Genomic DNA, 21,793 nt, shown 5'->3' on the forward strand with positions numbered 1-21,793 from the left:
CCCGGTTCCGGGACGCCGTTGTCAGTGGGCGGGTGTTTACTCTCCGTAGCGGATCGCCAGAGCCCGGCGGAGGTCGTCGAGCCGGTCCGTGAGCTGACGGCGCAGTGCGGGGGTGGGCTCGGTGCCCGCCAGGCAGCGCTCGCCGAGGCGCAGGGTCTCGTGGTCCACGAGGGGGCGGGGGAAGCCGTGGTTGCCCGCGGAGTTGGCGAGGGCGGTGCCGCGCCGGGCGGCGAGCGCCGTGACGGCCGGGTAGTAGCGGTCGCGGTAGGGGAGGACGAGGTCGCGCTGTTCGGACTGCCAGAAGCCCTGGGCGGTGGCGGTCCACAGGTAGGCGGAGAGGGCGTCGTCCTCGTACAGGGCCCGCCAGGCGGTCTCCTTGGCGGCGGCGTCCGGGAGGGCGGCGCGGCAGCGTGCGGCGCCCTCCTGTCCGGTGGCGCTGGGGTCGGCGGCGAGCGCGGCGTCGATGTCCGCGGGCGCGGTGGCGCCGAGGACGGCGAGGCGGGCCAGGATCCGCCAGCGCAGTCCGGGGTCGAGGGCGGGGCCGCCGGGGACGGTGCCGGCGCGGAGCCAGTCGTGCAGGGGCGCGGGGTCGGTGGTGCTGTCGATGAGGGTGCGCACGGCGGTGAGGCGCGGTCCGGGGGCGGTGCCGTCCTCGGTGCGGCGCAGGAGGTCGTGGCAGGTTGCGCGGAGGGTGGCGAGGGCGGCGTCGCGCTCCTCGGCGGGGAGGTAGAGGTCGGCGATCTGGGTCCGGGCGAAGGTGAGGACGCCCTGGACGACGGCGTTGTCCCGTTCGTGCGGGAGGTGGGCGCGGGTGGTCTCCAGGTGGGCGGCGGGGGCGAGTTCGCCGTCGCGGACCATGTCGCGGACGGCGTTCCAGACCACGGCGCGGGAGAGCGGGTCGGGGATGCCGGAGAGGGCGCGGACCGCCGTGTCGCGGGAGGCGGGGTCGAGACGGATCTTGGCGTAGGTGAGGTCGCCGTCGTTGAGGAGGACGAGGGCGGGGCGCGGTCCGGGGCCGGTGAGCGGTTCGCCGGGGATCTCGGCGGTGGGGCGGTCGCGGAGGACGAGCCGGTGGGGTGCGGCGGGGTCGGGGTCGTAGAGGCCGACGGCGAGGCGGTGGGGGCGGGAGCCCTCCTGGTCGACGGTCAGCCGCCAGCGGCCGTCCGCGGTGGTCCCGGCGCGGGGGGTGAGGGTGTCGACGCCGGTGGTGCGCAGCCAGTGGTCGGCCCAGGCGCGGACGTCACGGCCGGAGGCGCGGGCGAGGGAGTCGATGAAGTCGTCGAGGTCGGCGTTGCCGAAGCGGTGCCGGGCGAAGTGGTCGTTGATGCCGGCGAGGAAGTCCTTCTCGCCGAGCCAGGCGACGAGTTGGCGCAGGGCGCTGGCGCCCTTGGCGTAGGAGATGCCGTCGAAGTTGAGCAGGGCGGTGCCGGTGTCGCGGACGGCGCCGGGTGCGGGGGCCACGGGGTGGGTGGTGACGCGCTGGTCGGCCTCGTAGCCCCATGCCTTGCGGCCGATGCCGAATTCGGTCCAGGAGTCCTCGAAGCGGGTGGCGTCGGTGAGGACTTGGTATCCCATGTATTCGGCGAAGGACTCGTTGAGCCAGATGTCGTCCCACCACCGGAGGGTGACGAGGTTGCCGAACCACATATGGGCCATTTCGTGGGCCATGGTGAGGGCTCGGTTGTGGCGTTCGGTGTCGGTGGCGGCGGAGCGGAAGACCAACTCGTCGCGAAAGGTGACCAGTCCGGGGTTCTCCATGGCGCCGAAGTTGAATTCGGGGACGAATGCCTGGTCGTAGGAGTCGAAGGGGTAGGGCTCGTCGAAGATTTCGTGGAAGCGGTCGAAGCAGCGGCGGGTGATGTCGAAGAGGTCGTCCGCGTCGGTGTCCAGGTGGGGCGCGAGGGAGCGCCGGCAGTGCAGGGCGAAGGGCAGTCCGGCGTGTTCGGTGCGCACGGTGTGCCAGGGGCCGGCGGCGAAGGCGACGAAGTAGGTGCTCAGGGGCGGCGTCACGGGCAGGTGCCAGCGGCCCTCGGCAGGCGGTCCGACGGGGGTGGCGACGGTGTTGCCGAGTACGGTCCAGCCGGGGGGCGCGGTGACGGTCGCGGTGAACTCGGCCTTGAGGTCGGGCTGGTCGAAGGCGGCGAAGACCCGCTGGACGTCGTCCAGGAAGAGCTGGGTGTAGAGGTATGTCTCGCCGTCGGCCGGGTCGGTGAAGCGGTGCATGCCCTCGCCGGTGCGGGAGTAGGCCATGTCGGCCTCGACGCGCAGTTCGTGCTCGCCGGGGGTGAGCGCGGGGAGGGGGAGCCGGTTGTCGTCGAGGGCGGTGACGTCGAGCGGGTGCCCGTCGAGGGCGGCGGCCAGCAGGGTCCGGGGGCGGACCTCGGCGAAGGTGCCGCCCGGCTCGCGGGCGGTGAAGCGGATGACGGTGGTGGAGCGGAAGTGTTCCTCGCCGCGGGTGAGGTCGAGGTCGATCGTGTAGCGGTGGACGTCGAGGAGGGCGGCTCTGGCCTGCGCTTCGGCGTGGGTGAGGACGGGCATGGGTGCATGCTGCCGCACCGTGGGTGCGGCATGGCAAGGGGGTTTGCCCCCGGCCCGTCCTTCCGCCTCTCCCGGAGGGTGCCCCCATCCCGGGACCGGTCCCGCTCCGGGGGAGCCCCCCTACGCCCGGGCGATCGTCTCGTGGTGCCGGATCACCTCGGCGATGATGAAGTTCAGGAACTTCTCCGCGAACGCGGGGTCGAGCTTCGCGTTCTCCGCCAGATCCCGCAGCCGCGCGATCTGCCGTGCCTCGCGCGAGGGGTCCGCGGGCGGCATCTTGTGCTCGGCCTTGAGGTGGCCGACCTGCTGGGTGCACTTGAAGCGCTCGGCGAGCATGTGGATCACGGCGGCGTCGATGTTGTCGATGCTGTCGCGCAGCCGGGAGAGCTCGGCGAGCGCCTCGGGCTCGGGGTTGGTGCTGTCGTTCATGGTGTCCGAGCCTATGCGCAAGCGGCCTCCCCCGCAGACGGGGCGGCCGTGGGCGGGGCGGGCGCGGCCGTGGCGGGCCCGGAGGCACCGGTGACGGCGGCGGCCGCGATGGGCGACGATGTCCGCGGCCGCGCCGCGCGGGCGCGCGCCGGGAGGGCGGGTGGGGTCCGTGCCGCAGTTCACCGCCGACGACGACGGGTTCCGGATGGACGGCCGCCGGGTGCGGCTGCTGTCGGGCGCCCTGCACTACTTCCGGGTGCACGAGGGCCTTTGGGCGCACCGCCTGGGCATGCTGCGCGCGATGGGGCTCAACTGCGTGGAGACCTATGTGCCGTGGAACCGGCACGAGCCCGACGAGGGCGGGGTGCGCGGCCTGGCCGAGCTGGGCCGGTTCCTGGACGCGGCGGCCGCGGCGGGGCTGTACGCGATCGTGCGGCCGGGGCCGTACATCTGCGCGGAGTGGGAGAACGGGGGCCTGCCGCACTGGCTGACGGGCCGGCTGGGCCGCCGGGTGCGCACCCGCGACCCGGAGTTCCTGCGGGCCGCGGACGGCTGGCTGGGTGCCGTGGCGGACGAGGTGGCGGCCCGGCAGGCGGACCGCGGCGGCCCGGTGGTCCTGGTCCAGGTGGAGAACGAGTACGGCTCGTACGGCTCCGACCGCGCCTATCTGCGACACCTGGTGCAGCGGCTGCGCGCATCGGGGGTGACCGTCCCGCTGGTGACCTCCGACGGGCCGGAGGACCACATGCTGACGGGCGGGACGGTCCCGGGGACGATCGCGACGGTGAACTTCGGCTCGGACGCGCGCGGGGCGTTCGCCGCGCTGCGCCGCCACCGGCCGCGCGGGCCGCTGATGTGCATGGAGCTGTGGTGCGGCTGGTTCTCGCACTGGGGCGGCGAGGCGGCCGCGCGGGACGCGGGCGAGGCGGCGGGGGTGCTGCGCGAGGTCCTGGAGTGCGGGGCCTCGGTGAACGTCTACATGGCGCACGGCGGGACGAGCTTCGGCGGCTGGTCGGGCGCCAACCGGGCCGGCGAGGAGCACGCCGGGGCGCTCCGGCCGACGGTGACCTCGTACGACTACGACGCGCCGATCGACGAATACGGGCGGCCCACGGCCAAGTTCCACGCCTTCCGCGACGTGCTGGCCGGCTATGCGGCCGGTCCGCCGCCCCCGCTGCCGCCCGCTCCCCCGGCCCTGGGCGCCCCGGTGCGGGTGCGCCTCGACCGGTGGGCGCCGCTGGGCGAGGTGGTGGACGTGCTGGGCGGGGCGGAGGCGGAGGGGCCGGTGCCGCCCTCGTTCGAGGAGCTCGGGGTGGACCGGGGCGTGGTCCGCTACCGCTTCGCCCTGCCGGGCCCGCGCGGGCCGCGCCCGTTGCGGGTGCGGGGGCTGCGCGACCGGGCGGTGGCGTATGTGGACGGGGTGCGCGCGGCCGTGCTGGATGCCGAGGAGGGGCTCGTCGGCGAGGTGGCGGGCCCGGGGGAGGTGGAGTTGTGGGTGGAGTCGCTGGGCCGGGTCAACTACGGTCCGCGGCTGGGCGAGACGAAGGGGCTCACGGGCGGGCTCACGCACGGCGGCGCGTATGTGCACGGGGTCCGGGCGCGCGGTCTGCGGCTGGCGGCGCTGGAGGGGGACGGTGCGCTCGCGGCGGTGCCCTGGCGGGCCCCTGTCGGGAACGGGCCGGGCCTGTACCGCGGTTCCTTCCGGGTGCCGGAGCCGGGCGACGCGGCTCTTGAACTGCCGGGCTGGGAAAGGGGGTTCGTCTGGATCAACGGTTTCTGTCCGGGGCGTTACTGGTCGGCCGGACCGCAGGACACGCTGTACGTCCCCGGGCCGGTGCTGCACGAGGGGCGGAACGAGCTGGTGGTACTGGAGTTGGAGCGGGCGGGCGAGCCATTGGCGCGACTGGACGGGAACGTCCGCTGAGGGGCGTCCCCCGGGTCCGTGTCCCGCTGGTCACCGGCCGATGACGGTGACCGACGGACGGAACCCCGTTGGGAGGGTTGTTCCCTAGATCGTGCGACGTGAAGCCGTCCGGATGGAACCAAACGGGGGAGGTTCTCCCCAGGGTCTCCACGTTCCGTGCACCTCCCCCGTCCCCGGCTTCCGGCGTCGGCCCCCGCGCGTACCGGCGGCCCGCGCGTACCGACGTCCCGGGCGGCGGCCCCCCGTCCGCGGATCCGCCCGCCGGAACGTTGAATTGATAAATTCCATGCCGCGATAGAGAATTCCTTCGACCGGGCCGCGACCGGCGCTCCGCCCAAAGCCCTACTCCGGTCCTTTCGTTCGAGGGAACTCCCCCTATTTCGCCCTAGGTCGGACGGCCGGGGGAATTCGGTCTCCCGCCCCCTGCGCCTACTCGCACATTTCCCGTACGGTCTTCTTCCGACGGCGCGGAGCACAGAATTCCGAATGTTGCGGCAGGCAGACCCCGCAGCCCCTCGCGCAGCCCTCATGCAGCTCCTCGCCCGCCCTGTCATCACCCTTGCCTTTCCCAGGAGTTATCCGATGCGTGTCCCCCGCGTACTGACAGCCGCCCTGGTGCTGCTCGCATTCGTCACCCCGCTGGCCACGGACATGTATCTGCCCGCGTTCCCGCAGATGACGGACGACCTGCACACCGACGCCTCAGGGATCCAGCTGACGCTGACCTCCTTCCTGGTGGGCATGGGCCTGGGCCAGCTGATCCTGGGCCCGCTGTCGGACCGCTTCGGCCGCCGCGTCCCCCTGCTCGTCGGCGGGACCGTCTGTGTGGCGGCCACGGCGCTGTGCGCCCTGGCCCCGTCGCTCGGCTGGCTGGTCGTGCTGCGGTTCGTCCAGGGCTTCAGCGGTGCGGCCGGCGTCGTGATCGGGCGGGCCGTCATCTCCGACGTCGCCGAGGGCGAGACCGCCGCCCGGATGTTCGGCATCCTGATGACCCTGATGGGCATCGCGCCGATCGTCGCCCCCGTCGCGGGCGGCGCCGTCGTCGCCGGCACCGGCTGGCACGGCGTCTTCTGGGTGCTCGCCGCCTCCTCGCTGCTCGCCCTGCTGGGCGCCGTGTTCGCCGTCCCCGAGAGCCTGCCCGCCGCCGAGCGCCACAAGGGCGGTCTGGCCACCACTCTGAAGACGGCCCGCGAGGTCCTCGGCGACCGGCCGTACCTCGGCTACACCCTCACCTTCGGCTTCGCCCTCGCGGTGCTGTTCTGCTACGTCGGCGGAGCGTCCTTCCTCCTGCAGAACATCCTGGGCCTGGGCCTCGGGGAGACGTCCGCCGCCTTCGCCTCGGTCGGCATCGTCTCCACCGTGGCCAGCACGGTCATCACCAAGCTCGTCGGCCGCTTCCGCCCCGAGGCGATGCTGCGCACCGGCGTGACCGTGATGCTGCTGTCCTCCGCGGCCCTGTGCGCGGCCGCCGTGACGGACATGCTCGGCCTCCCCCTCGCGCTCGGCCTGCTCTACGTGGTCTTCGTCGCCATCTGCCTGGTGACCATCAACGCCGCCCCGCTCGCGCTCGGCCGCGTTCCCCGGGCCGCCGGCACCGGGTCCGCGGTGCTCGGCACCCTGCAGAGCGTGCTGAGCGCCGTGGCCGCGCCCCTGGTCGGCGTGGGCGGCGAGGACACGGCCGTCCCGATGTTCGTCTGCATGACCGTCTTCGCCGCCCTCTCCGTCGGCACGCTGCGCCTGGCCCGGGGAGGCGCAGCGCCCCGCGAGGCCACCGCCTGAGGGCGGCCCGGCCCCAACGCACCCCGGTCCCGACGCACCCCGGCCCCAACACACCTCGCCCCTAAGGCCGTTCGACCGGGAAGACCGCCGTCACCAGCCACCCGCCCTCCGGCGCCGGACCCGCCCGCAGCCGTCCGCCCATGGCCTTGGCCCGTTCCGCGAGGCCGACCAGGCCGAAGCCGCCGCCGCGGGCCTGGTCGGCGAGGCCGGCGGGGCGGCGGCCGTCGTCGGCGATGCGCAGTTCGACGCCCTCGGGGACACCGCGGACGCCGATGCGCACGGCGGTGGCGTCGGCGGCGTGCTTGCGGATGTTGGTCAACGCCTCGCGGACGACGCGGTGGACGGCGGCGGCGACGTCGCCGGGCAGCCAGGTCTCCATGCCCTGCTCGATGTAGAGGGCGACGGGCGGGCCGTTGCGGGCGAAGTCCTCGGTGAGGGCGCGGACCTCGGGCAGGCCCGCGACCGGTTCCGTCTCCGGCTCGGCGCCCTCGCGCAGCACGCCGACCAGGCGGCGCATGGCGCCGAGCGCCTCCCCCGCGGCGCTCTCGATGCGCGCGAACGCCCGGCCGGCCGCCTCGCCCTCCAGGGAGGTGAAGCGCGCGGCCTGGGCCTGCACGGCGATGCCGGTGATGTGGTGGGCGACGAGGTCGTGCAGCTCGCGGGCGAGTTCGAGGCGTTCGGCGGTGCGGACCGCGGCCATGTCCCGCACCCGCTGCACCCCCTGCCCGCGCAGCAGCAGCGAGTAGCCGCCCACGACGGCGGTCAGCAGGCCGAACACGACGGTGAACCGCCCCGGTCTGAGGTCGCGCATCGGCGCGGCGACGGCGGCCAGGGCGAGGGCCGGTCCGAGGACGGCGGCGACCCGGGCGGTGGACCGCTGGACGACGCCCGTCAGCAGGACGAGCAGGGCGACGTCCTCCCCCATGCCCCAGACGAGGCCGGGGTGCCGTCCGGCCATCAGGACGGCGGAGGTGGTCCCGGAGACGGCGACGGCGACGCACGCCCGCGCCTCCAGCGGGATCCAGCCGTAGGGCACGGCGCACAGGCAGACCACGACGCCCGAGGCGAGCACGATGGCGTGCGGCGGGCTGGGCTGCCGGGCCAGGACGAACCCCTCGAAGCCGACCAGCGCGAGCAGGGCGACCGCGAACGCGGCCTTGCCGGCGACGGCACGGCGGGGATGCCGGAGGCTCCACCCTGCGCGTCTGCTCACGAGGCGCCCCGTCCGCTCACGAACCGCTCGTGGCCAGTCCGCTCTCCCAGGCCCAGGCGGCGATCTCGACGCGGTTGCGGGCGTCGAGCTTCATCTGCACGTTGGCCAGGTGGGTCTTGACCGTGGACAGGGAGACGAACAGTTCGTCGGCGATCTCGGCGTTGGTGGCGCCGCGCGCCAGACAGCGCACGACGTCCGCCTCGCGCTCGGTGAGCGGTTCCGAGGGGGCCCTGACGGCGGGGGCCCCGCCGCCGACGGCCGGGGCCAGGTCGCGCAGCAGCCGGACGGTGATGGCGGGCGAGATCAGGGAGTCGCCGACGGCGGCGGCGTGCACGGCCTCGACGAGCATGGCGGGGCTGGCGTCCTTCAGGAGGAACCCGGAGGCGCCGTTGCGCAGCGCCGAGTGGACGTACTCGTCCAGGTCGAAGGTGGTGACGATGACGATCCGGGGGCGGCCGGCGCGCTCCGGCTCGGCGGCGGTGAGGGCGGACAGCCGGCGGGTGACCTCCAGGCCGTCGAGCTTGGGCATGCGGATGTCCAGGAGCAGGACGTCGGGCCGGTGCTCCTCGACGGCGGCCAGCGCGGCCTCGCCGTCCACGACGTCGGCGACGACGTCGATGTCGGGCTGGCTCTCCAGGATCATCCGGAAGCCGGTGCGGACCATCTCCTGGTCGTCCGCGATGACCACGGTGATCGCCATGTCATCCCCTCCGCGGGGTGGCCGGTACGGGTGCGTCGATACGGTCCGGCTCCATGTCACCGGGGGCGCCCCGGTGCCGCAACAGCAGGGCGCGGGCGAGGACCCGGGCGGGAGCGCTAGCCGTCCGCCCGCCCGGCGGCACGGCGCCGCCCGAGGAGCCGTACGCCGTACGCGCCGCCGCCGACGGCCAGCAGGGCGGCGGCGCCCGCGACGAGCGGCTTGCCCACCTCGTGGTGGCCCTTGACCGTCTGCCCGGCCTGGACCATGCGCCGTACGGGGTTGCTCGCCGCCTCGCGGTGCCTGACGGGCTGCTTGGCGGGGTGCTTCGCGGACCGCGCCGGAGCGGCCGGCCGCGACACGCCGCCGCGGTGCTCCCCGTGGGTGACGGACGGCTGCTGACGGACGGTCTTCGCCGGACGGTCCGGTGCCGTGACACCGGCCGGGTGGTCCTGGGGGAGGTGCGGCACGGCGGAGCGGTGGAGGGGGGTGACGGGCACCTCGTGGACGCGCTCCTGGACGCGCTCGTGGCGGATGCCGGGCCGGTGGCCGCCCGGGTGGTCCCGGTGTCCGCCCTCCGCGGCGAAGGCGCCGGTCACCGGCGCGAGCACCACGCCCGCTGCGGCGAGGAGGGTGACGGCGGCGGTGCGGGTCCTGGCGGGCACGTCGGGTGCCTTTCTGTCGGTCGTCCGGTGGTGCGGCGCGATGCTGCTGTTCCTGGGCCCGCGGCCTCAGGGCGTCCTCGCCGCCGGGGCCGCCGCGGCCCTGTGCATCACGTTACGGGTCTTCCCGCCGCGCACACTTCGACTGTCCGACCATTGCTCCCTCCGCCGAAAGGATGACGGCGGCCCGTCCGCGTCCTACCGCGGTCGCGCGGACGGGCCGCCACCCGGCGGGGCTGCCGGAAGCCCCGCCGGGGATCCGGTGCGGCACCGGACGGCGATCGGCCGGTGGCCGGCCGGTGGTTCAGCGGGCGGTCATCCGCCCAGGCCCGCGGCGCCCGCCGCGATGTCCTTGGCGAAGGTGCTCACCTTGGTGTAGACGCCGGGGTAGCCGGGCCGGGCGCAGCCCGTGCCCCAGCTGACGATGCCCACCTGGATCCAGGAACCGGAGTCGTCCTTGCGGAACATCGGCCCGCCGGAGTCGCCCTGGCAGGTGTCCACCCCGCCGGTGTCGAGCTTGCCGGCGCATATCTCCTCGGCGGGTATGGTGCCGCCGCCGTACGCCGAGTTGCAGGTGGCGTCGTCCACGTAGGGCACGTCGGCCTTGAGGAGGTAGCGCTGCTGCGCCCCGCCCTCCTTGTCGGCGCCCCAGCCCGCGACGGTGAAGGTGCCGGAGTTGTAGGCGGTGGTGTCGGCGATGGTGAGGGTGGGCTGGTTCACCGGCTCGGCGAGCTTGATCAGCGCCCAGTCCTTGCCGGAGCCGTTGTAGCCGGGGGCCTGGAGGACCTGGGTGGAGTTGACCTTGACCGCCTGGGAGGACTCCAGGTCGACGACGCCGGCGGTGGCGGTGATCGAGGTGTTGGGGCCGCTGCCGTTCACGCAGTGCGCGGCGGTGAGGACGATCTGCCGGGTGTAGAGGGCTCCGCCGCAGCCCATGGAGAGCCGGACCATCCAGGGGAACTCGCCCTGCTGGGCGCGGACGCCGCCGACCACGAAGGGGCCGGGTTCTTTCGCCGGGGCGGCCTGGGCGCCGCCGGGCTGGAGGCTGAAGGCCGCGAGTGCCACCGCGCCGACCGCGAGGCATCTCTTCAGAGCCGTGGTGTGGGTGCGCAAGGGACGTCCTTTCGTGGGAGGTTGCACACTTTCGCCAGGCTCATGACAAGCATTCCGATGGCTGAGCCCGGGTGGGTGCGGTGCGAGTATCGGAGCGCGCGGTTCCCTCGGCAAGGACGGTTCCGGCCAGTGCGTACGGACCGTTCGGTCGGGAGCGCCGGGCCCGTAGAGTGGGGAGGGACCGAAACGGGGCGGTGGTGGCCGGTGGGCACGGACGTCGAGATCGTGCACGGGTTCCCGCACCTGGCGACGGTGCGCTCCGCGGTCACCGCGCTGTACCGGCGGCTCTCCGCCGACGGCGTGCGCGACTTCGCCCTGAGCGTCCCGCCGTCGGACGTCGCGTTCTCCGACGACGAGGACCCCTATCTCGGTGTGCAGCGCGTCGCCGGGGCGATCGTGCGGCACCTGCGGCTGCCGGACGCGCGGATGATCGTCAGCTTCCATGGGATGCGGCACGCGGGCAGCGTCGAACTCGCCGCCGGGCCCGAGTACTTCGTCGAGCTCAACACGCGCTTCAAGGAGCACCGCCGGGACATCGGGGCGGCCCTCGCCCACGAGGTCACCCATGTCTTCCTGCACCGGCTGGGGCTCGCCTTCACCGGCACCCGCGACAACGAGATCCTCACCGACACGGTGGCCGCGTACCTCGGGGCGGGGTGGCTGCTGCTCGACGCGTACCGGGAGGACGCGCTCACCACGCAGAAGCTCGGCTATCTCACGCCGGAGGAGTTCGGCTACGTCCTCGCCCTGCGGGCCCGGGTGTTCGGGGAGGACCCCGCGGTGTGGTTCACCAGCCCGCAGGCGTACGACGCGTACACCGCCGGGGCGGAGCGGGTGCGGCGGGACTCCCGGCGGGCGCCGCTGGCGGGGGCGGGACGGACAGTGCGGCACCGGTATGCGCGGGACCGGCGGGCGGGGGTGTCGTCCCTGCCGGACGAATACGCCTTCGAGGGCGATCCGTTGCGGGTCAGCTTTCCCTGTCCGACGTGCTGGCAGCGGATCCGGGTGGGGGTCCGGGGGCGGGTCACGGTGCGGTGTGGGGTGTGCGGGGGTGTCGCGGAGTGCGACACGTAGGGGGTTTGCCCCTGGCCCTCCCCCAGAGGGGGCACCCCCATTTCACCGTTTCTTTGCGCTCCGCGCGGGTGTCCTCAAACGCCGGACGGGCTGAATAGCCCGCCCGCCTCAGCGGCCACCCCCTCCCCACCACTTCCGCAACACCCTCTCCGCCGGCTTCCCGTGCGGCGTGTACGCCAGTTTCCGCGGCGTCTCCCCCGCCCCCGGCCAGTCGTCCCACATCCACCAGCACACGCCCGCCCACCACGCCTTGCCCTCGAACGCGGCCAGCAACGCCTCGTAGCCCGCGGCCTGTTCCGCGTCGCCGTTCGCCTTGCTGACGGTCCAGGAGTACGGGGCGGTCGTCGTGCCGCGCTGGCTGGTGTACCCCGCCTCCGTGAAGAGGATCCGGCGGTGCGACTTCGCGGAGAACGCCGCCAGTTCCTCCACCACCGGCTGCCACGCCTGGCGCAGCGCCGCCGCGTCCGCGGTGGGCCGGTCGCCGAGCGGCCAGTAGGCGTCGATCCCGACGAGGTCGAGCTTCTGCCAGAAGGCGACGTGCCGGTACTCGTCGTAGTTGGCGGCGTAGGTCAACGGCCCTTTGTAGCGCGCCCGGACGGCGGAGACGACGTCCTCCCAGTGGTCCCCGTCCCCGGACGTCCCGGCCAGCTCCGTGCCGACCGCGAACTGCTCCGCCCCGGTGTCGTCGGCGAGCCCGGCGTAGTGGGTGATGAAGCGCCGGTAGGCCGCGAACCAGGCGTCGGCGTCGTCGGGGCGGATCCCGGCCCGGTCGCCGCCCTTCACCAGGTCGACATGCGGCTTGATCATGGTCTTGAGCCCGGCGTCATGGGCGAGCCGGACGATGTGCCGCAGGCTCGCGTCGCTCGCGGTCTCGTCCGTGGGGCGGAACTCCCCGTCGGTGACGCGGTCCTGGTACCAGGTGGGGGTGAAGGTCACCCAGCGGGCCCCGGTGGCGGCGATCTGCCGCAGATACGTTCCGGCCTCGGGGCTGTCGTAGTCGCCCTTGTTCCAGGAGGGGAGGGTGATGCCCTTCAGGCCCTTCATGCCCTTCAACGGGTCCTCCTTCCCCCCGTCCGGCCGCTTGGAGGCGCCGCGGCTCGCGGTGACGCCGGGGGACTCCCGGGGCTCCGAGGAGTCCGTGCCCGAGCAGCCCGCGAGGAAGAGGGCGGCCGCGGCCACCAGCGCGACGACGGCCGCCCCCTTCTTCGCGCTCACTGGTTCAGGTCCGCCGGTGCGACGAACGTGTACCCGAGGGCGCGGATGCCGTCCACCGTCTGCTGGAGCGCCGCCGTGCCGTAGTACGGGTGGTAGAAGAAGCTGGCCACCCCGTCACGGACGGCCAGGTTGGCCTTGGCCGCGGCGATCAGGTCGGCCGGGAGCCGGGCCGGGTGGTTGTTGTAGGGCTGCGGTTCGTAGTTGCCGAGGTCCTCCGGCAGAACCGTGGTCCCGTAGACGTCCTTGACCGCGTACGGGAAGAACTGGCCGATGTATCGGCCGGCGTCCACGGGGGCGCCGCTCAGCGTGCCTGCGAAGTACAAGGATCGCTCCAGCCGGGCGGAGAAGTTCTGTCCGAGGACACGGTAGTCGGTGGCCGAGGCCGCGTAGTGCGGTGTGGTCCACAGCGTCGGCTTCGGCAGCCCCGCCGCGGTGAACCCGGCGAGCGCGGAGGTGATCCGCGACTGCGCCCACACGGCCGAGTCCTCGGCGGGCGGCCCGTCGTAGACGACGTTGTTGGAAGCGTCCACGTGTGCCCGGAAGAACTCGAAGTCGTCGCCGGTCACCCCGGAGTACGGGTTGTTCACATTGCTGTACTGATGGGTGAAGCCGTGGTCCATCAGCACCGCTCCGTGCGCCAGCATGTACTGGAGGGCGGAGACGACTTGGGGCGCCTGGGCGAGTGTGACGGTCTCCGGAACACCGTTGTTGTAGGTGCCCTTGGGGTCCGTGTAGACGGGGATGACGTTGATCCCGTACGGGATCTTCTGCCCGTAGAGGTAGTCGGCCGCCTGCCGCAGGTCGTTCGGGCTGGACTTGGGGCTGATGTCCTCCAGCCGTACGAACGCCCGGTGCCGCTCGGCGGTGGCCGGCGCGAGGCCGTCGAAGAGCAGGTCCTCGAAGACGATCACGCGGTCCTGCTCGGAGACATAGGCGAAGGGCACCTCACCGACGTAGGTGAGATTGCCCGAGCGGATCGCCCAGGGGCTGGTGGCACCGGAGTTGGCGTCCGTGGCCTGGGCGAGCTGGGTCACCAGCGGATAGCCCGGCCCGCTCACCAGGGCCGGGTGCAGCACGCCGCCGTCGTATCCGGCGGGGATCGTGCGGGTCAGCTGCTGCCCCTTGTAGGAGACCCGGGTGATGTTGCCGACCGAACCGCCGGGCGCGAAGTAGGAGTTGGTCGGGTCCCAGCCGTAGTGCTGTTTGAAGGCGTCCACGCCCACGGCGTTGGCCATGCCCCAGATGTTGTCCCCGATCCAGGTCACCGGGTGGGCGGTGGCCAGGGCGTCCTGGTAGAAGGCCGCGGGCACGGCGTCCGGGACGCTCCCGCCGTAGTAGGTCGAGCCGATGTAGACCGTCGACGTGTACTGGTCGACCATCCCGGCGGTGTACGACGAGACGGGCTTGGCGGTCACGGTCCCGAAGTGCCCGGCGAGGTTGGCGACGGCCATCGCGTAGAGCTCGCCGAGGTAGCCGTACGGGCCCGTGGTGTCGTAGAGGACGAGCGCGGTGGACGAGGCCGTCGCCGCCTGCGGCCGGGCGACCGCGGGCACGGCGCTCCCGGCGCCCCGGCGGACGGCCGCCGGCTTCGCCGCGGCGCTCCCCTGCGCGGCGGCGCTCCCCTGCGGCGCCACGCGCCGGATGACGAGCTTGTGCTCGCTGCGGAGCCTGTCGTTGGACAGCCGGGCCGCCTCCCACGCCTTGAGGTCCCGGGTGCCGACGCCGGAGAGGGCCGTGGGCCCGGTGCCCTGCAGGGCGTGGGCCACATGTCCCTTGTCCCCGGGGGCCCCGGCCGCTCCCGCGCCCTCCTGGGAAAGCGCGAATCCGCCCACCAGGGCGGCGACTATCGAAAGCGCGACCGAGGCCCGGGTCATTGCTCGTCTCCGCCTGGAATGGCGCGCACGCATATGCGTTCCCCCCTGCTTCCTTCACTTGTGGAGCCTGCGGGATTCCCGCGGCTTCCCCCCGGAATCCGCCGGCACCGGCCCGCTTCAGGCCCGATAGTTGGCTGATTCTGATTGGGGTGGACGAGCGCTGTCAATACGCTCCGGGGAGCCGCCCGGAGCGCATTCCGAGCACGCTTTCGACTCCCCAATTGGTGCGGACCAGAGACCTCATGCGCCACAAACCCGCAATGAGCAGGCAGAACTACCGGCGGGTCACCAGAATTTACTTATCAGATTCAACAACTTCCCCGATGTACAGCTGAACGGACCGGCTGGTCTGGTACGTTCCCACCGCACGCCTCGAAGGAGGCGAAAAATGGGGGGAACCCATGTACGGAAAACCCGCTCTGGGCACCGTCGTGCCACTCGCCGGGTTGACGGCCGCCCCGCAGGTCGCCCCGGGAATGCCTTTCGCCGAGGATCTCCAGGAAGCGGCCGGCGCCGGATTCGTGCTCTACTGCGCGGTCGCCGCGGCACTGATCTCGCTCAAATTCTGGTACCGCATACGGAATTGGAGCGGCCGGTCGTGAACGACATCTCCACGTCCCTGATCTGGTCCAGCATCGCCATCATCGTGATGGCCGGCTGCTACAACACCGGCCTGTTCCTCATCTCCCGGCGCGGATTCCGCCGCACCAGAGGCCCCCGGGACCAGCGCTTCTACGTCTTCCTCCTCGCCTGCCTCAACGAGGAGAAGGTGCTCGCCGAGAGCCTGGCCCGCATCACGGCCCTGCCCGCCCGCAACACCCTGGCACTGGTCATCGACGACGCCTCCGAGGACCGCACCGCCGAGATCGCCGAGGCCGCCTGCCACGCGGCGCCCGGCAAGGTCCGCCTCCTGCGCCGCCACCTGCCCAACGCCCGCAAGGGCAAGGGCGCGGCGCTCAACGCCGGTATCAAACACCTGCGTTCGTCCGGTCTGCTCGACGGGCGCGACCCGCGCGACGTCATCGTCTGCGTCGTGGACGCCGACGGACGGCTCGATCCGCACTGCGTCCAGGCGGTCGACCCGTACTTCGACAACCCGCGCACCGGCGGCACCCAGATCGGGGTGCGCATGTACAACCGCCGGCAGGGACTGCTCGCCCGGCTCCAGGACATGGAGTTCGTCATCTACGGCGACATCTTCCAGAGCGCCCGGCGCACCATCGGCAGCGTCGGGATGGGCGGCAACGGCCAGTTCATGCGGCTGGCCGCGCTCGACACCCTGATGGGTCCGGACGGCTCCGGCCCCTGGAGCGACTCCCTGACCGAGGACCTCGACCTCGGCGTCCGCCTCATCGCCGGCGGCTGGACCAACCAGCACTGCACCTCGGCCGCCGTCTCCCAGCAGGCCGTGCTCGACGTACGGCGGCTGGTGCGCCAGCGCTCGCGCTGGTTCCAGGGCCACCTCCAGTCGGCGAGCCTGGTCCCGCTGATCGTCCGCGAGGTCCCCACCCGGCCCGCGCTGGACCTGCTCTACCACCTCTCCAGCCCGGTGCTCATCCTGCTCACCTCACTGCTGCCGCTGTCCTTCCTGGTCGCGGTCGGCGGCACGATCGTCGGCTCGTTCGAGGCCGGCTACCCCCTGGTCTCCCCGATGTGGGTGATCGGCCCGTACGTCCTGTCCTTCACCGCCGCCTACGTCTACGGCTGGGTCTACTCCCGGCGCGAACAGGGCCTCGGACTGGCCCGTGCGGTCCTGCTGTCGCACGTCTTCATCTTCTACGGCTACATCTGGTTCGCCGCCGGGTGGTGGGGGCTGTGGCGGATGCTGACCGGCAAGCAGACCTGGCTCAAGACCGCGCGCACATAAGGCCCTTCGTCCCGCAAGGCATTGCGCTCCGCAAGACACTGCGCTCCACAAGACACTGCGCTCCGCAGACCCTCCGCTTCCGCAAGGCACCCCATGACGCCCCAGGGAGAACCATGTCCTCGAACCTGATCGACGCACCGGTGCGGGCGATGCTCGTCCTCGGCACCCGCCCCGAAGCGATCAAGCTCGCGCCCGTGGCCCGCGCCATGGCCGCGTCCCCGCTCTTCGAGCCGGTCGTCGTCACCACCGGCCAGCACCGCGAGATGCTCCACCAGATGCTGGACCTGCTCCAGGTGCGCGAGCGCACCGAGCTCGACGTCATGCGCGAGCGCCAGGAGCTGTCCACCCTCACCGCCCGCCTCGTCGACGGCCTCGGCGAGATCATCCGGGCGCAGCGCCCCGACCTCGTGATCGTCCAGGGGGACACCACCACCGCGCTGACCGGCGCACTGGCCGCCTTCTACGAGCACGTCCCCGTCGCCCACGTCGAGGCGGGGCTGCGCACCGGCGTCCTGGACAACCCGTTCCCCGAGGAGCTCAACCGCCGGCTCATCGGCCGGGTGGCGCGCTGGCACTTCGCCCCGACGCCGCGCGCGGCCGCGCACCTGGTGGCCGAGGGCGTCGCCGCCTCGGAGGTCTTCACCACCGGCAACACCGTCATCGACAACCTCCTGTGGGTCCTCGACCGAGGCACCGGCCGCAGCCACTTCGGCTCCACCGCCCTGCGGCGCGTGCTGCTGACCCTGCACCGCCGGGAGAACCAGGGCGACACCATGCGTGGCATGGGCCGGGCCATACGGCGGCTGGCCGACCGGGGCGACGTGGAGATCCTGCTGCCCCTGCACAAGAGCCCGGCGGTGCGCGACGCGCTGCTGCCCGAGCTGACCGGCCATCCGCGCGTCCGCGTCGTCGAACCCCTCGGCTACCTGGACTTCTCGGCCACCCTCGCCGCCTGCGACCTGGTGCTCACCGACTCCGGCGGCATCCAGGAGGAGGCGCCGAGCCTCGGCAAGCCCGCCCTGGTGCTGCGGACCACCACCGAACGGCCGGAGGCGGTGGAGGCGGGCGCCGCACGGCTGGTGGGCACGATGCCCGACGTCATCCTGGCCGCCGTCGAACGCCTCCTCGACGACCCCGCGGAGTACGAGCGGATGGCCGGCGCCGGAAACCCGTTCGGCGACGGCAACGCGACCGAACGCATCATCGCCCAGCTCGCGGAGGACTTCGGCGCGGACGCGGACGCGCCCCCCGTGGAGGCCCGTCTCCCCGAAGGCCCGGGGTCATACTCGACGACATGACGAGAGTCCACCGGCTCCTCCTCGCCCTCGCCCTCATCGGCCTCGGGTTCGGGGCGTACGCGCTGTGGAGCGAGGAGAACGCGCCGGAGGGGCCGTGGACCGAGGGTTCGGTCCACGGCCCGTGGCGCACCGTCTTCACCGGCCACGGCACGGTCGCCGGCCACGACGACGTCCTGACCCTCTCCCCCGCCGCGGCCACGCGCCCCGACGAGACCCACGCCGCCCTGGTCGTCTCCACGGCGGCCTACGCGAACGTGGACTACGCCGCCCGCATGCGCACCGTCTCCCAGCTGCGCACCCCGGCCCCCAACCCCTGGGAAGTGCCCTGGCTCCTGTGGGCCTACTCCGACCCGGAGCACTTCTACTACCTCACCCTCAAGCCGAACGGCTGGGAGCTGGGCAAGCGGGATCCCGCCTACCCCGGCGGCCAGCGCTTCCTGGCCACGGGCCAGGGCTCGTTCCCCGTCGGCCGGACGTCCGCCGTCCGCATCGCCCAGCGCGGCGCGCGCATGGAGGTCGCCGTGGACGGCCGCGGCCTGGTCGCCTACCAGGACCAGGAACGCCCTTACGGGCGGGGGAACGTGGGGATGTACACGGAGGATGCGCGGGTGGAGTTCAGTGAGGTCTCGGTGCGGGCGGTTGGCGGGTGAGGGGTTTTGCCCCTGGCCCGCCCTTTCACCGTTTCTTTGCGCTCCGCGCGGGTGTCCTCAAGCGCCGGACGGGCTGAAATTCAGCCCGTCTGGGGGTTGCCCCCTCCGGGGAGCTTGAGGACTTCGCCCGAAGGGCGAATGGGGGCCCGGGGGTCTCCCCCGGAAGAAACGGTGAAAGGGCGGGCCAGGGGCAACAACCCCCCGACGTCACCCCAGATGCACCTCCAACGCCGCCCGCACCCCCGACTCCACCGCCCCCTCGATCCACGACGGCTTCACCGACGTGTGGTCGCCCGCGAACCGCAGCGGGCCCTCCGCCGCCCGGATCGACGGGAGCAGCTCCGTGTGCTGCCCGGGCAGCAGCACCGACGCCTCGCCGTACGCGTACGGGTCCCGCAGCCAGCTCTGGGTGCGTCCCGCGCCCGTGTAGAAGACCTCCACCCGCTGCCCGTACACCTGTTGAAGGCCGCGCAGGGCGTACGGATACCGCGCGTCGTCCTCGTGCGAGTCCCAGCGCGACGCGTCGTCGGCCCAGCTGTAGGAGGCGAGGACGACGCCGCCCTTGCTGCCGGGCACGGGGTGCGAGGGGTTGATCATGAAGCGGTTGGAGTTGTCGGAGACGGAGCCGCCGCCCACGATGCGCGCCGCCTCCGGCGCGTCGCGCCCGGCCCAGCGGTTGGCCGCGTAGTGGGCGCGCTGGGCGGGGGTGATGCGGCCGCGCGGGACGGAGGGGTGCGCGCCGAGGAGGCTGCCGTCGTCCGGCGCCTTGCCCTTGCGGTACTGCTCGTACAGTCCGGGGCGGATCCCGTCGAGCTCCCGCTTCCACTCCTCCTCCCCGAACTCCCACCAGCGGCGGCCGAATTCGAGGAGCACCTTGGTCGCGCTGTCGTAGTGCAGCTCGGTGACGGCCCGCCGCTTGCCGTAGGACATCAGCGGGGCGACCTGCACCTGGCGCAGGCCGGAGAACGGCACGGTGACGACGGCGAGGTCGGCGGTGAACTGTTCCCGCACCACCTTCCCGCCGCGGCCCTCGGAGACGGTGTCGACCCAGACGTGCGGGCCGTCGGCGCGGACGTGCCCGGTCTCGCCGGTCCGGTCCGGGTGCCAGTACTCGATGTGCGTCACCCGCCGGTCGAGGCGCAGGACGTCCTCGACCTTCTTCAGCAGCGCGTCCGGGAGCGTCGCCGTGCCGCCGACGAGCTCCCAGAACTCCGTGTCCGGGCTGATCAGGGACTGGCTGATGAAGCTGTGGACGAAGGAGAGGGGCAGCCGTGAGGTCAGGTTCTCCAGGGTCCCGACGAGGTCGAGCGTCCGCTCGTCGAAACCGGCCTCCTCGGTCAGGAAGCGGTACATCGACCAGTCGCCGTACTTCCGGATCACCCGGGCCCAGCCCCGCACCCGTTCGGGCATCGGCTTGTCGGTCCTCTTGCCGTCCGGGCCCGCGGTGCTGAACTCGTCGCGCACCGGATCCAGGGCGCGGCGCAGGATCGTCGACGACGGTACGTCGAGGTAGGCGTCGGGCACACCGAACGAGCGGTTGATCTTCCGCGGGGACCTGGCGTACTCGGAGCGGCGCACCCGGATGCCGTTGACATACAGCCAGGCGTTGTTGACGGGTTTGCCCTGGCCATCGACGTCCACCAGATAGAAGGGGCGTTTTTTGAGGCCGAGTTGGCCGATGAGGCCCATCACCAGCGGGTGGCTGCCGGGGATCCGCATGGCGCCGGCCTCCGCGTACTGCCGGGCGTCGGCGAACGGCTGCTCCGCCCGCTCGTGCCCGCCGGTGCGGAAGGTCTTGATGCGTCCGCCGACGCGGTTGCCGTTGGCCTCCAGCAGGGTGACGCGGTGCCCGGCGCGCTTGAGGAGCCAGGCGGCGACGAGGCCGCTCGGGCCGGCGCCGATCACGAGGACCTTCTTGGCTCCTCTGGCGCCGCCGCGCGGCAGGCCGTCGTCGAGGATCTTCCGGTAGGCGGGGGCCAGCGGCCGGTCCTTGTCGTCCACGAGGAGCAGCGCGCGGGCGACCTCCAGGCAGGTGTCCCAGTCGGCGGTGGACTTCGGCGTCCGGTCCGGCGCCGCAGGCAGGGCGGCCGCCGGGGCCGCCCCCACCGGGCCGAGGACGGTGGCCGCCGTGGCGGCGGTCGTGAACTGTCTGCGGGAGAAGCGGGATTGGCCCTGCGAGGTGCGGGATGCGTCCATGCCTCCTGGATAGGGCGCGGTGGCGTCCGTACGACGATCGGGCCACGGAACGCCACCTGAACGTGGGAGCGCTCCGGCGCGGAACGCGATCCTGCGCGCCCCCGGCGCCGCACCCGCCGGGGGTACGCCGAAGGTTTGCGCGGCAACTCACCCTTGATCGCGCCCTGTTGACGTACAGATCTCGCAAGGGGTCAATGGCGAATCCGTGATCGCGAGAGAGGATGAACATATCGCCGTCCGTCACGTCAGCGGTTTTTCGTACGCAAGACTTCCTCTTGCCAGAGCTTTTGCCCTGGCTCCCCCCAACCCATGGAGAGAGCTATGAGCAGCATGCGCAACGCCGCCGCCCTGACCGTGATGGCCGCCGCCGCCATCGGCGCCGGCGCGACCGCCGCCGACGCCAGCCAGGCCCACGGCGATGCCGCCAACTCCCCGGGCGTGGTCGCCGGGAACGTCGTCCAGGTCGCGCCCCGCGTCGCCCCGAACGTCGGCGGCAACGCGATCTCGGTGGTCGGCATCGGCAACCTCTCGCACGGCAACACCCTGGTCAACAAGTAATCACCAAGGAAACTGCCCTGGTTCCAGCCGCCAAGGGCAGGGCCGCGTGTCCCCCTCTCCCCGGGGGGCCACGCGGCCCGTGGATCACCAGGTGTGGGCCACGTCCACGATCAGCTTGTCCCCCGAGTGCTGCACCCGGAACGGCAGCTTGGCGCGGACGCCGACGGCCACCTGGGTCTGTCCCTCGAAGCTGGCTCCGAACCTGGTGTCCCTGAAGGTCCGGTAGCCGGTGACGTCCACGCCGGGAAGCGGCCTGCCCGCCTTCCCGGCGTACGTCGCGCGGCCCGTCGACGGGTCGTAGCTCGGGGCCGAGACATAGATCTGGAGGATCGCGCCGCCGGTCACCGGTATCTCGTCACCGGAGCCGTCCTGGTGGAACGCGTCCACATACCCCACGTGGTAGCCGAGCCGGCTCGGCGTGCCGCCCAGGTCGAACACGACGCGGTCGTAGCACTCGTGCGCACCGGTCCGGATGTCCTTGAGCGGCTTGTGCTCCGCTCCCGGGTCCGACTTGGTGGTGCTGCCCCAGCCCGAGGCGCAGGCCTCGGCCGCGGCCGGGACCGGGGCGGCCACCGCCGTGGCCGTCCCCGCGCCCGTCAGCACCATCAGTACCGCCGCCGCCGTCGTCAACCGTCGCATGTCGTTCCTTCCGCAACGCACTTACAGGTACGTGCGGTGGGACGGCCGGGTCCGCGAAGGAGTTGTA

At 72.7% G+C, this 21,793-nt stretch carries 18 protein-coding genes; 8 read left to right on the plus strand and 10 right to left on the minus strand.

The genetic code is table 11. The annotated features are described in order from the left end of the window. Positions 1-36: 36 nt before the first annotated feature. Together pepN and AB8735_RS10655 are read right to left on the minus strand one after the other, a co-directional pair. The gene (pepN, locus tag AB8735_RS10650; RefSeq protein ID WP_372406855.1) at positions 37-2,538 is read right to left on the minus strand and encodes an aminopeptidase N; all 2,502 of its coding nucleotides are present in this window, start codon (positions 2,536-2,538) and stop codon (positions 37-39) included. Positions 2,539-2,658: 120 nt separating this feature from the next. Continuing rightward, positions 2,659-2,967 carry a chorismate mutase gene (locus tag AB8735_RS10655; RefSeq protein ID WP_344024644.1) on the minus strand — a complete coding sequence of 103 codons (309 nt, stop codon included), beginning with the start codon at positions 2,965-2,967 and terminating at the stop codon, positions 2,659-2,661. Positions 2,968-3,136: 169 nt separating this feature from the next. Between AB8735_RS10655 and AB8735_RS10660 the strand changes: the two genes are divergently transcribed. Then, the gene (locus tag AB8735_RS10660) at positions 3,137-4,891 is read left to right on the plus strand and encodes a beta-galactosidase (protein ID WP_372406856.1); all 1,755 of its coding nucleotides are present in this window, start codon (positions 3,137-3,139) and stop codon (positions 4,889-4,891) included. A 582-nt stretch (positions 4,892-5,473) separates the two neighbouring features. Continuing rightward, positions 5,474-6,670 carry a multidrug effflux MFS transporter gene (locus AB8735_RS10665; protein ID WP_344024641.1) on the plus strand — a complete coding sequence of 399 codons (1,197 nt, stop codon included), beginning with the start codon at positions 5,474-5,476 and terminating at the stop codon, positions 6,668-6,670. A gap of 61 nt (positions 6,671-6,731) precedes the next feature. On the opposite strand, the gene AB8735_RS10670 is transcribed toward AB8735_RS10665, so the two are convergent. The 4 genes from AB8735_RS10670 to AB8735_RS10685 all read right to left on the minus strand — a co-directional run bounded on the left by AB8735_RS10670 (position 6,732) and on the right by AB8735_RS10685 (position 10,355). Continuing rightward, positions 6,732-7,883 carry a histidine kinase gene (locus AB8735_RS10670; protein ID WP_344024640.1) on the minus strand — a complete coding sequence of 384 codons (1,152 nt, stop codon included), beginning with the start codon at positions 7,881-7,883 and terminating at the stop codon, positions 6,732-6,734. Between the two features lie 16 nt (positions 7,884-7,899). Next, complete coding sequence (locus AB8735_RS10675; RefSeq protein ID WP_344024638.1) at positions 7,900-8,583, minus strand: response regulator transcription factor; 684 nt, start codon at positions 8,581-8,583, stop codon at positions 7,900-7,902. 116 nt (positions 8,584-8,699) lie between these two features. Next, positions 8,700-9,245 carry a hypothetical protein gene (locus AB8735_RS10680; protein WP_372406858.1) on the minus strand — a complete coding sequence of 182 codons (546 nt, stop codon included), beginning with the start codon at positions 9,243-9,245 and terminating at the stop codon, positions 8,700-8,702. Positions 9,246-9,557: 312 nt separating this feature from the next. Further along, positions 9,558-10,355 carry a trypsin-like serine protease gene (locus AB8735_RS10685; protein ID WP_372406859.1) on the minus strand — a complete coding sequence of 266 codons (798 nt, stop codon included), beginning with the start codon at positions 10,353-10,355 and terminating at the stop codon, positions 9,558-9,560. Between the two features lie 204 nt (positions 10,356-10,559). On the opposite strand from AB8735_RS10685, the gene AB8735_RS10690 reads away from it, so the two are divergent. Then, positions 10,560-11,429 (plus strand): hypothetical protein, encoded by an 870-nt coding sequence (locus AB8735_RS10690; protein WP_344024632.1) that lies wholly within the window; start codon positions 10,560-10,562, stop codon positions 11,427-11,429. Positions 11,430-11,537: 108 nt separating this feature from the next. Here the strand turns inward: AB8735_RS10690 and AB8735_RS10695 are convergent, their stop codons facing one another. Further along, the gene (locus tag AB8735_RS10695; protein WP_372406860.1) at positions 11,538-12,644 is read right to left on the minus strand and encodes a hypothetical protein; all 1,107 of its coding nucleotides are present in this window, start codon (positions 12,642-12,644) and stop codon (positions 11,538-11,540) included. Beyond that, positions 12,641-14,518: a DUF2334 domain-containing protein gene (locus AB8735_RS10700; RefSeq protein WP_372406861.1), complete on the minus strand. Its 1,878-nt coding sequence runs from the start codon at positions 14,516-14,518 to the stop codon at positions 12,641-12,643. The genes AB8735_RS10695 and AB8735_RS10700 overlap by 4 nt, the downstream gene beginning before the upstream one ends. 401 nt (positions 14,519-14,919) lie before the next feature. Between AB8735_RS10700 and AB8735_RS10705 the strand changes: the two genes are divergently transcribed. The 4 genes from AB8735_RS10705 to AB8735_RS10720 all read left to right on the plus strand — a co-directional run bounded on the left by AB8735_RS10705 (position 14,920) and on the right by AB8735_RS10720 (position 18,333). Next, a complete protein-coding gene (locus AB8735_RS10705; RefSeq protein WP_344024626.1) occupies positions 14,920-15,120 on the plus strand; it encodes a hypothetical protein in 201 nt (66 codons plus the stop codon). Continuing rightward, on the plus strand, positions 15,117-16,385 hold the full coding sequence (locus AB8735_RS10710) for a glycosyltransferase (protein WP_372406863.1): 1,269 nt from the start codon (positions 15,117-15,119) through the stop codon (positions 16,383-16,385). Before AB8735_RS10705 ends, AB8735_RS10710 begins: the two co-directional genes overlap by 4 nt. A gap of 113 nt (positions 16,386-16,498) precedes the next feature. Further along, positions 16,499-17,683 (plus strand): non-hydrolyzing UDP-N-acetylglucosamine 2-epimerase, encoded by a 1,185-nt coding sequence (wecB, locus tag AB8735_RS10715; protein WP_344024622.1) that lies wholly within the window; start codon positions 16,499-16,501, stop codon positions 17,681-17,683. Further along, positions 17,680-18,333 (plus strand): calcium-binding protein, encoded by a 654-nt coding sequence (locus AB8735_RS10720; RefSeq protein ID WP_344024620.1) that lies wholly within the window; start codon positions 17,680-17,682, stop codon positions 18,331-18,333. Before wecB ends, AB8735_RS10720 begins: the two co-directional genes overlap by 4 nt. Before the next feature lie 207 nt (positions 18,334-18,540). On the opposite strand, the gene AB8735_RS10725 is transcribed toward AB8735_RS10720, so the two are convergent. Beyond that, positions 18,541-20,529, minus strand: a complete 1,989-nt coding sequence (locus tag AB8735_RS10725) for a flavin monoamine oxidase family protein (protein ID WP_372406867.1) — start codon at positions 20,527-20,529, stop codon at positions 18,541-18,543. A gap of 321 nt (positions 20,530-20,850) precedes the next feature. Here AB8735_RS10725 and AB8735_RS10730 point away from each other — a divergent pair, with 321 nt between their 5' ends. Next, complete coding sequence (locus tag AB8735_RS10730) at positions 20,851-21,087, plus strand: chaplin (RefSeq protein WP_344024309.1); 237 nt, start codon at positions 20,851-20,853, stop codon at positions 21,085-21,087. Positions 21,088-21,171: 84 nt separating this feature from the next. Here AB8735_RS10730 and AB8735_RS10735 read toward each other — a convergent pair whose 3' ends face one another. After that, positions 21,172-21,726 (minus strand): hypothetical protein, encoded by a 555-nt coding sequence (locus AB8735_RS10735; RefSeq protein ID WP_344024312.1) that lies wholly within the window; start codon positions 21,724-21,726, stop codon positions 21,172-21,174. Positions 21,727-21,793 lie beyond the last annotated feature (67 nt).

This window comes from Streptomyces luteireticuli, from assembly GCF_041519305.1.
Classification (GTDB): domain Bacteria; phylum Actinomycetota; class Actinomycetes; order Streptomycetales; family Streptomycetaceae; genus Streptomyces; species Streptomyces luteireticuli.

Excerpts from the sequence above, each read along its gene's own strand:
- AB8735_RS10730 (WP_344024309.1), top strand. The coding sequence starts at position 20,851 with ATGAGCAGCATGCGCAACGCCGCCGCCCTGACCGTGATGGCCGCCGCC.
- AB8735_RS10705 (WP_344024626.1), top strand. The coding sequence starts at position 14,920 with ATGTACGGAAAACCCGCTCTGGGCACCGTCGTGCCACTCGCCGGGTTG.
- pepN (WP_372406855.1), bottom strand. The coding sequence starts at position 2,538 with ATGCCCGTCCTCACCCACGCCGAAGCGCAGGCCAGAGCCGCCCTCCTC.
- AB8735_RS10720 (WP_344024620.1), top strand. The coding sequence starts at position 17,680 with ATGACGAGAGTCCACCGGCTCCTCCTCGCCCTCGCCCTCATCGGCCTC.
- AB8735_RS10665 (WP_344024641.1), top strand. The coding sequence starts at position 5,474 with ATGCGTGTCCCCCGCGTACTGACAGCCGCCCTGGTGCTGCTCGCATTC.
- wecB (WP_344024622.1), top strand. The coding sequence starts at position 16,499 with ATGTCCTCGAACCTGATCGACGCACCGGTGCGGGCGATGCTCGTCCTC.
- AB8735_RS10675 (WP_344024638.1), bottom strand. The coding sequence starts at position 8,583 with ATGGCGATCACCGTGGTCATCGCGGACGACCAGGAGATGGTCCGCACC.
- AB8735_RS10735 (WP_344024312.1), bottom strand. The coding sequence starts at position 21,726 with ATGCGACGGTTGACGACGGCGGCGGCGGTACTGATGGTGCTGACGGGC.
- AB8735_RS10655 (WP_344024644.1), bottom strand. The coding sequence starts at position 2,967 with ATGAACGACAGCACCAACCCCGAGCCCGAGGCGCTCGCCGAGCTCTCC.
- AB8735_RS10700 (WP_372406861.1), bottom strand. The coding sequence starts at position 14,518 with ATGACCCGGGCCTCGGTCGCGCTTTCGATAGTCGCCGCCCTGGTGGGC.
- AB8735_RS10725 (WP_372406867.1), bottom strand. The coding sequence starts at position 20,529 with ATGGACGCATCCCGCACCTCGCAGGGCCAATCCCGCTTCTCCCGCAGA.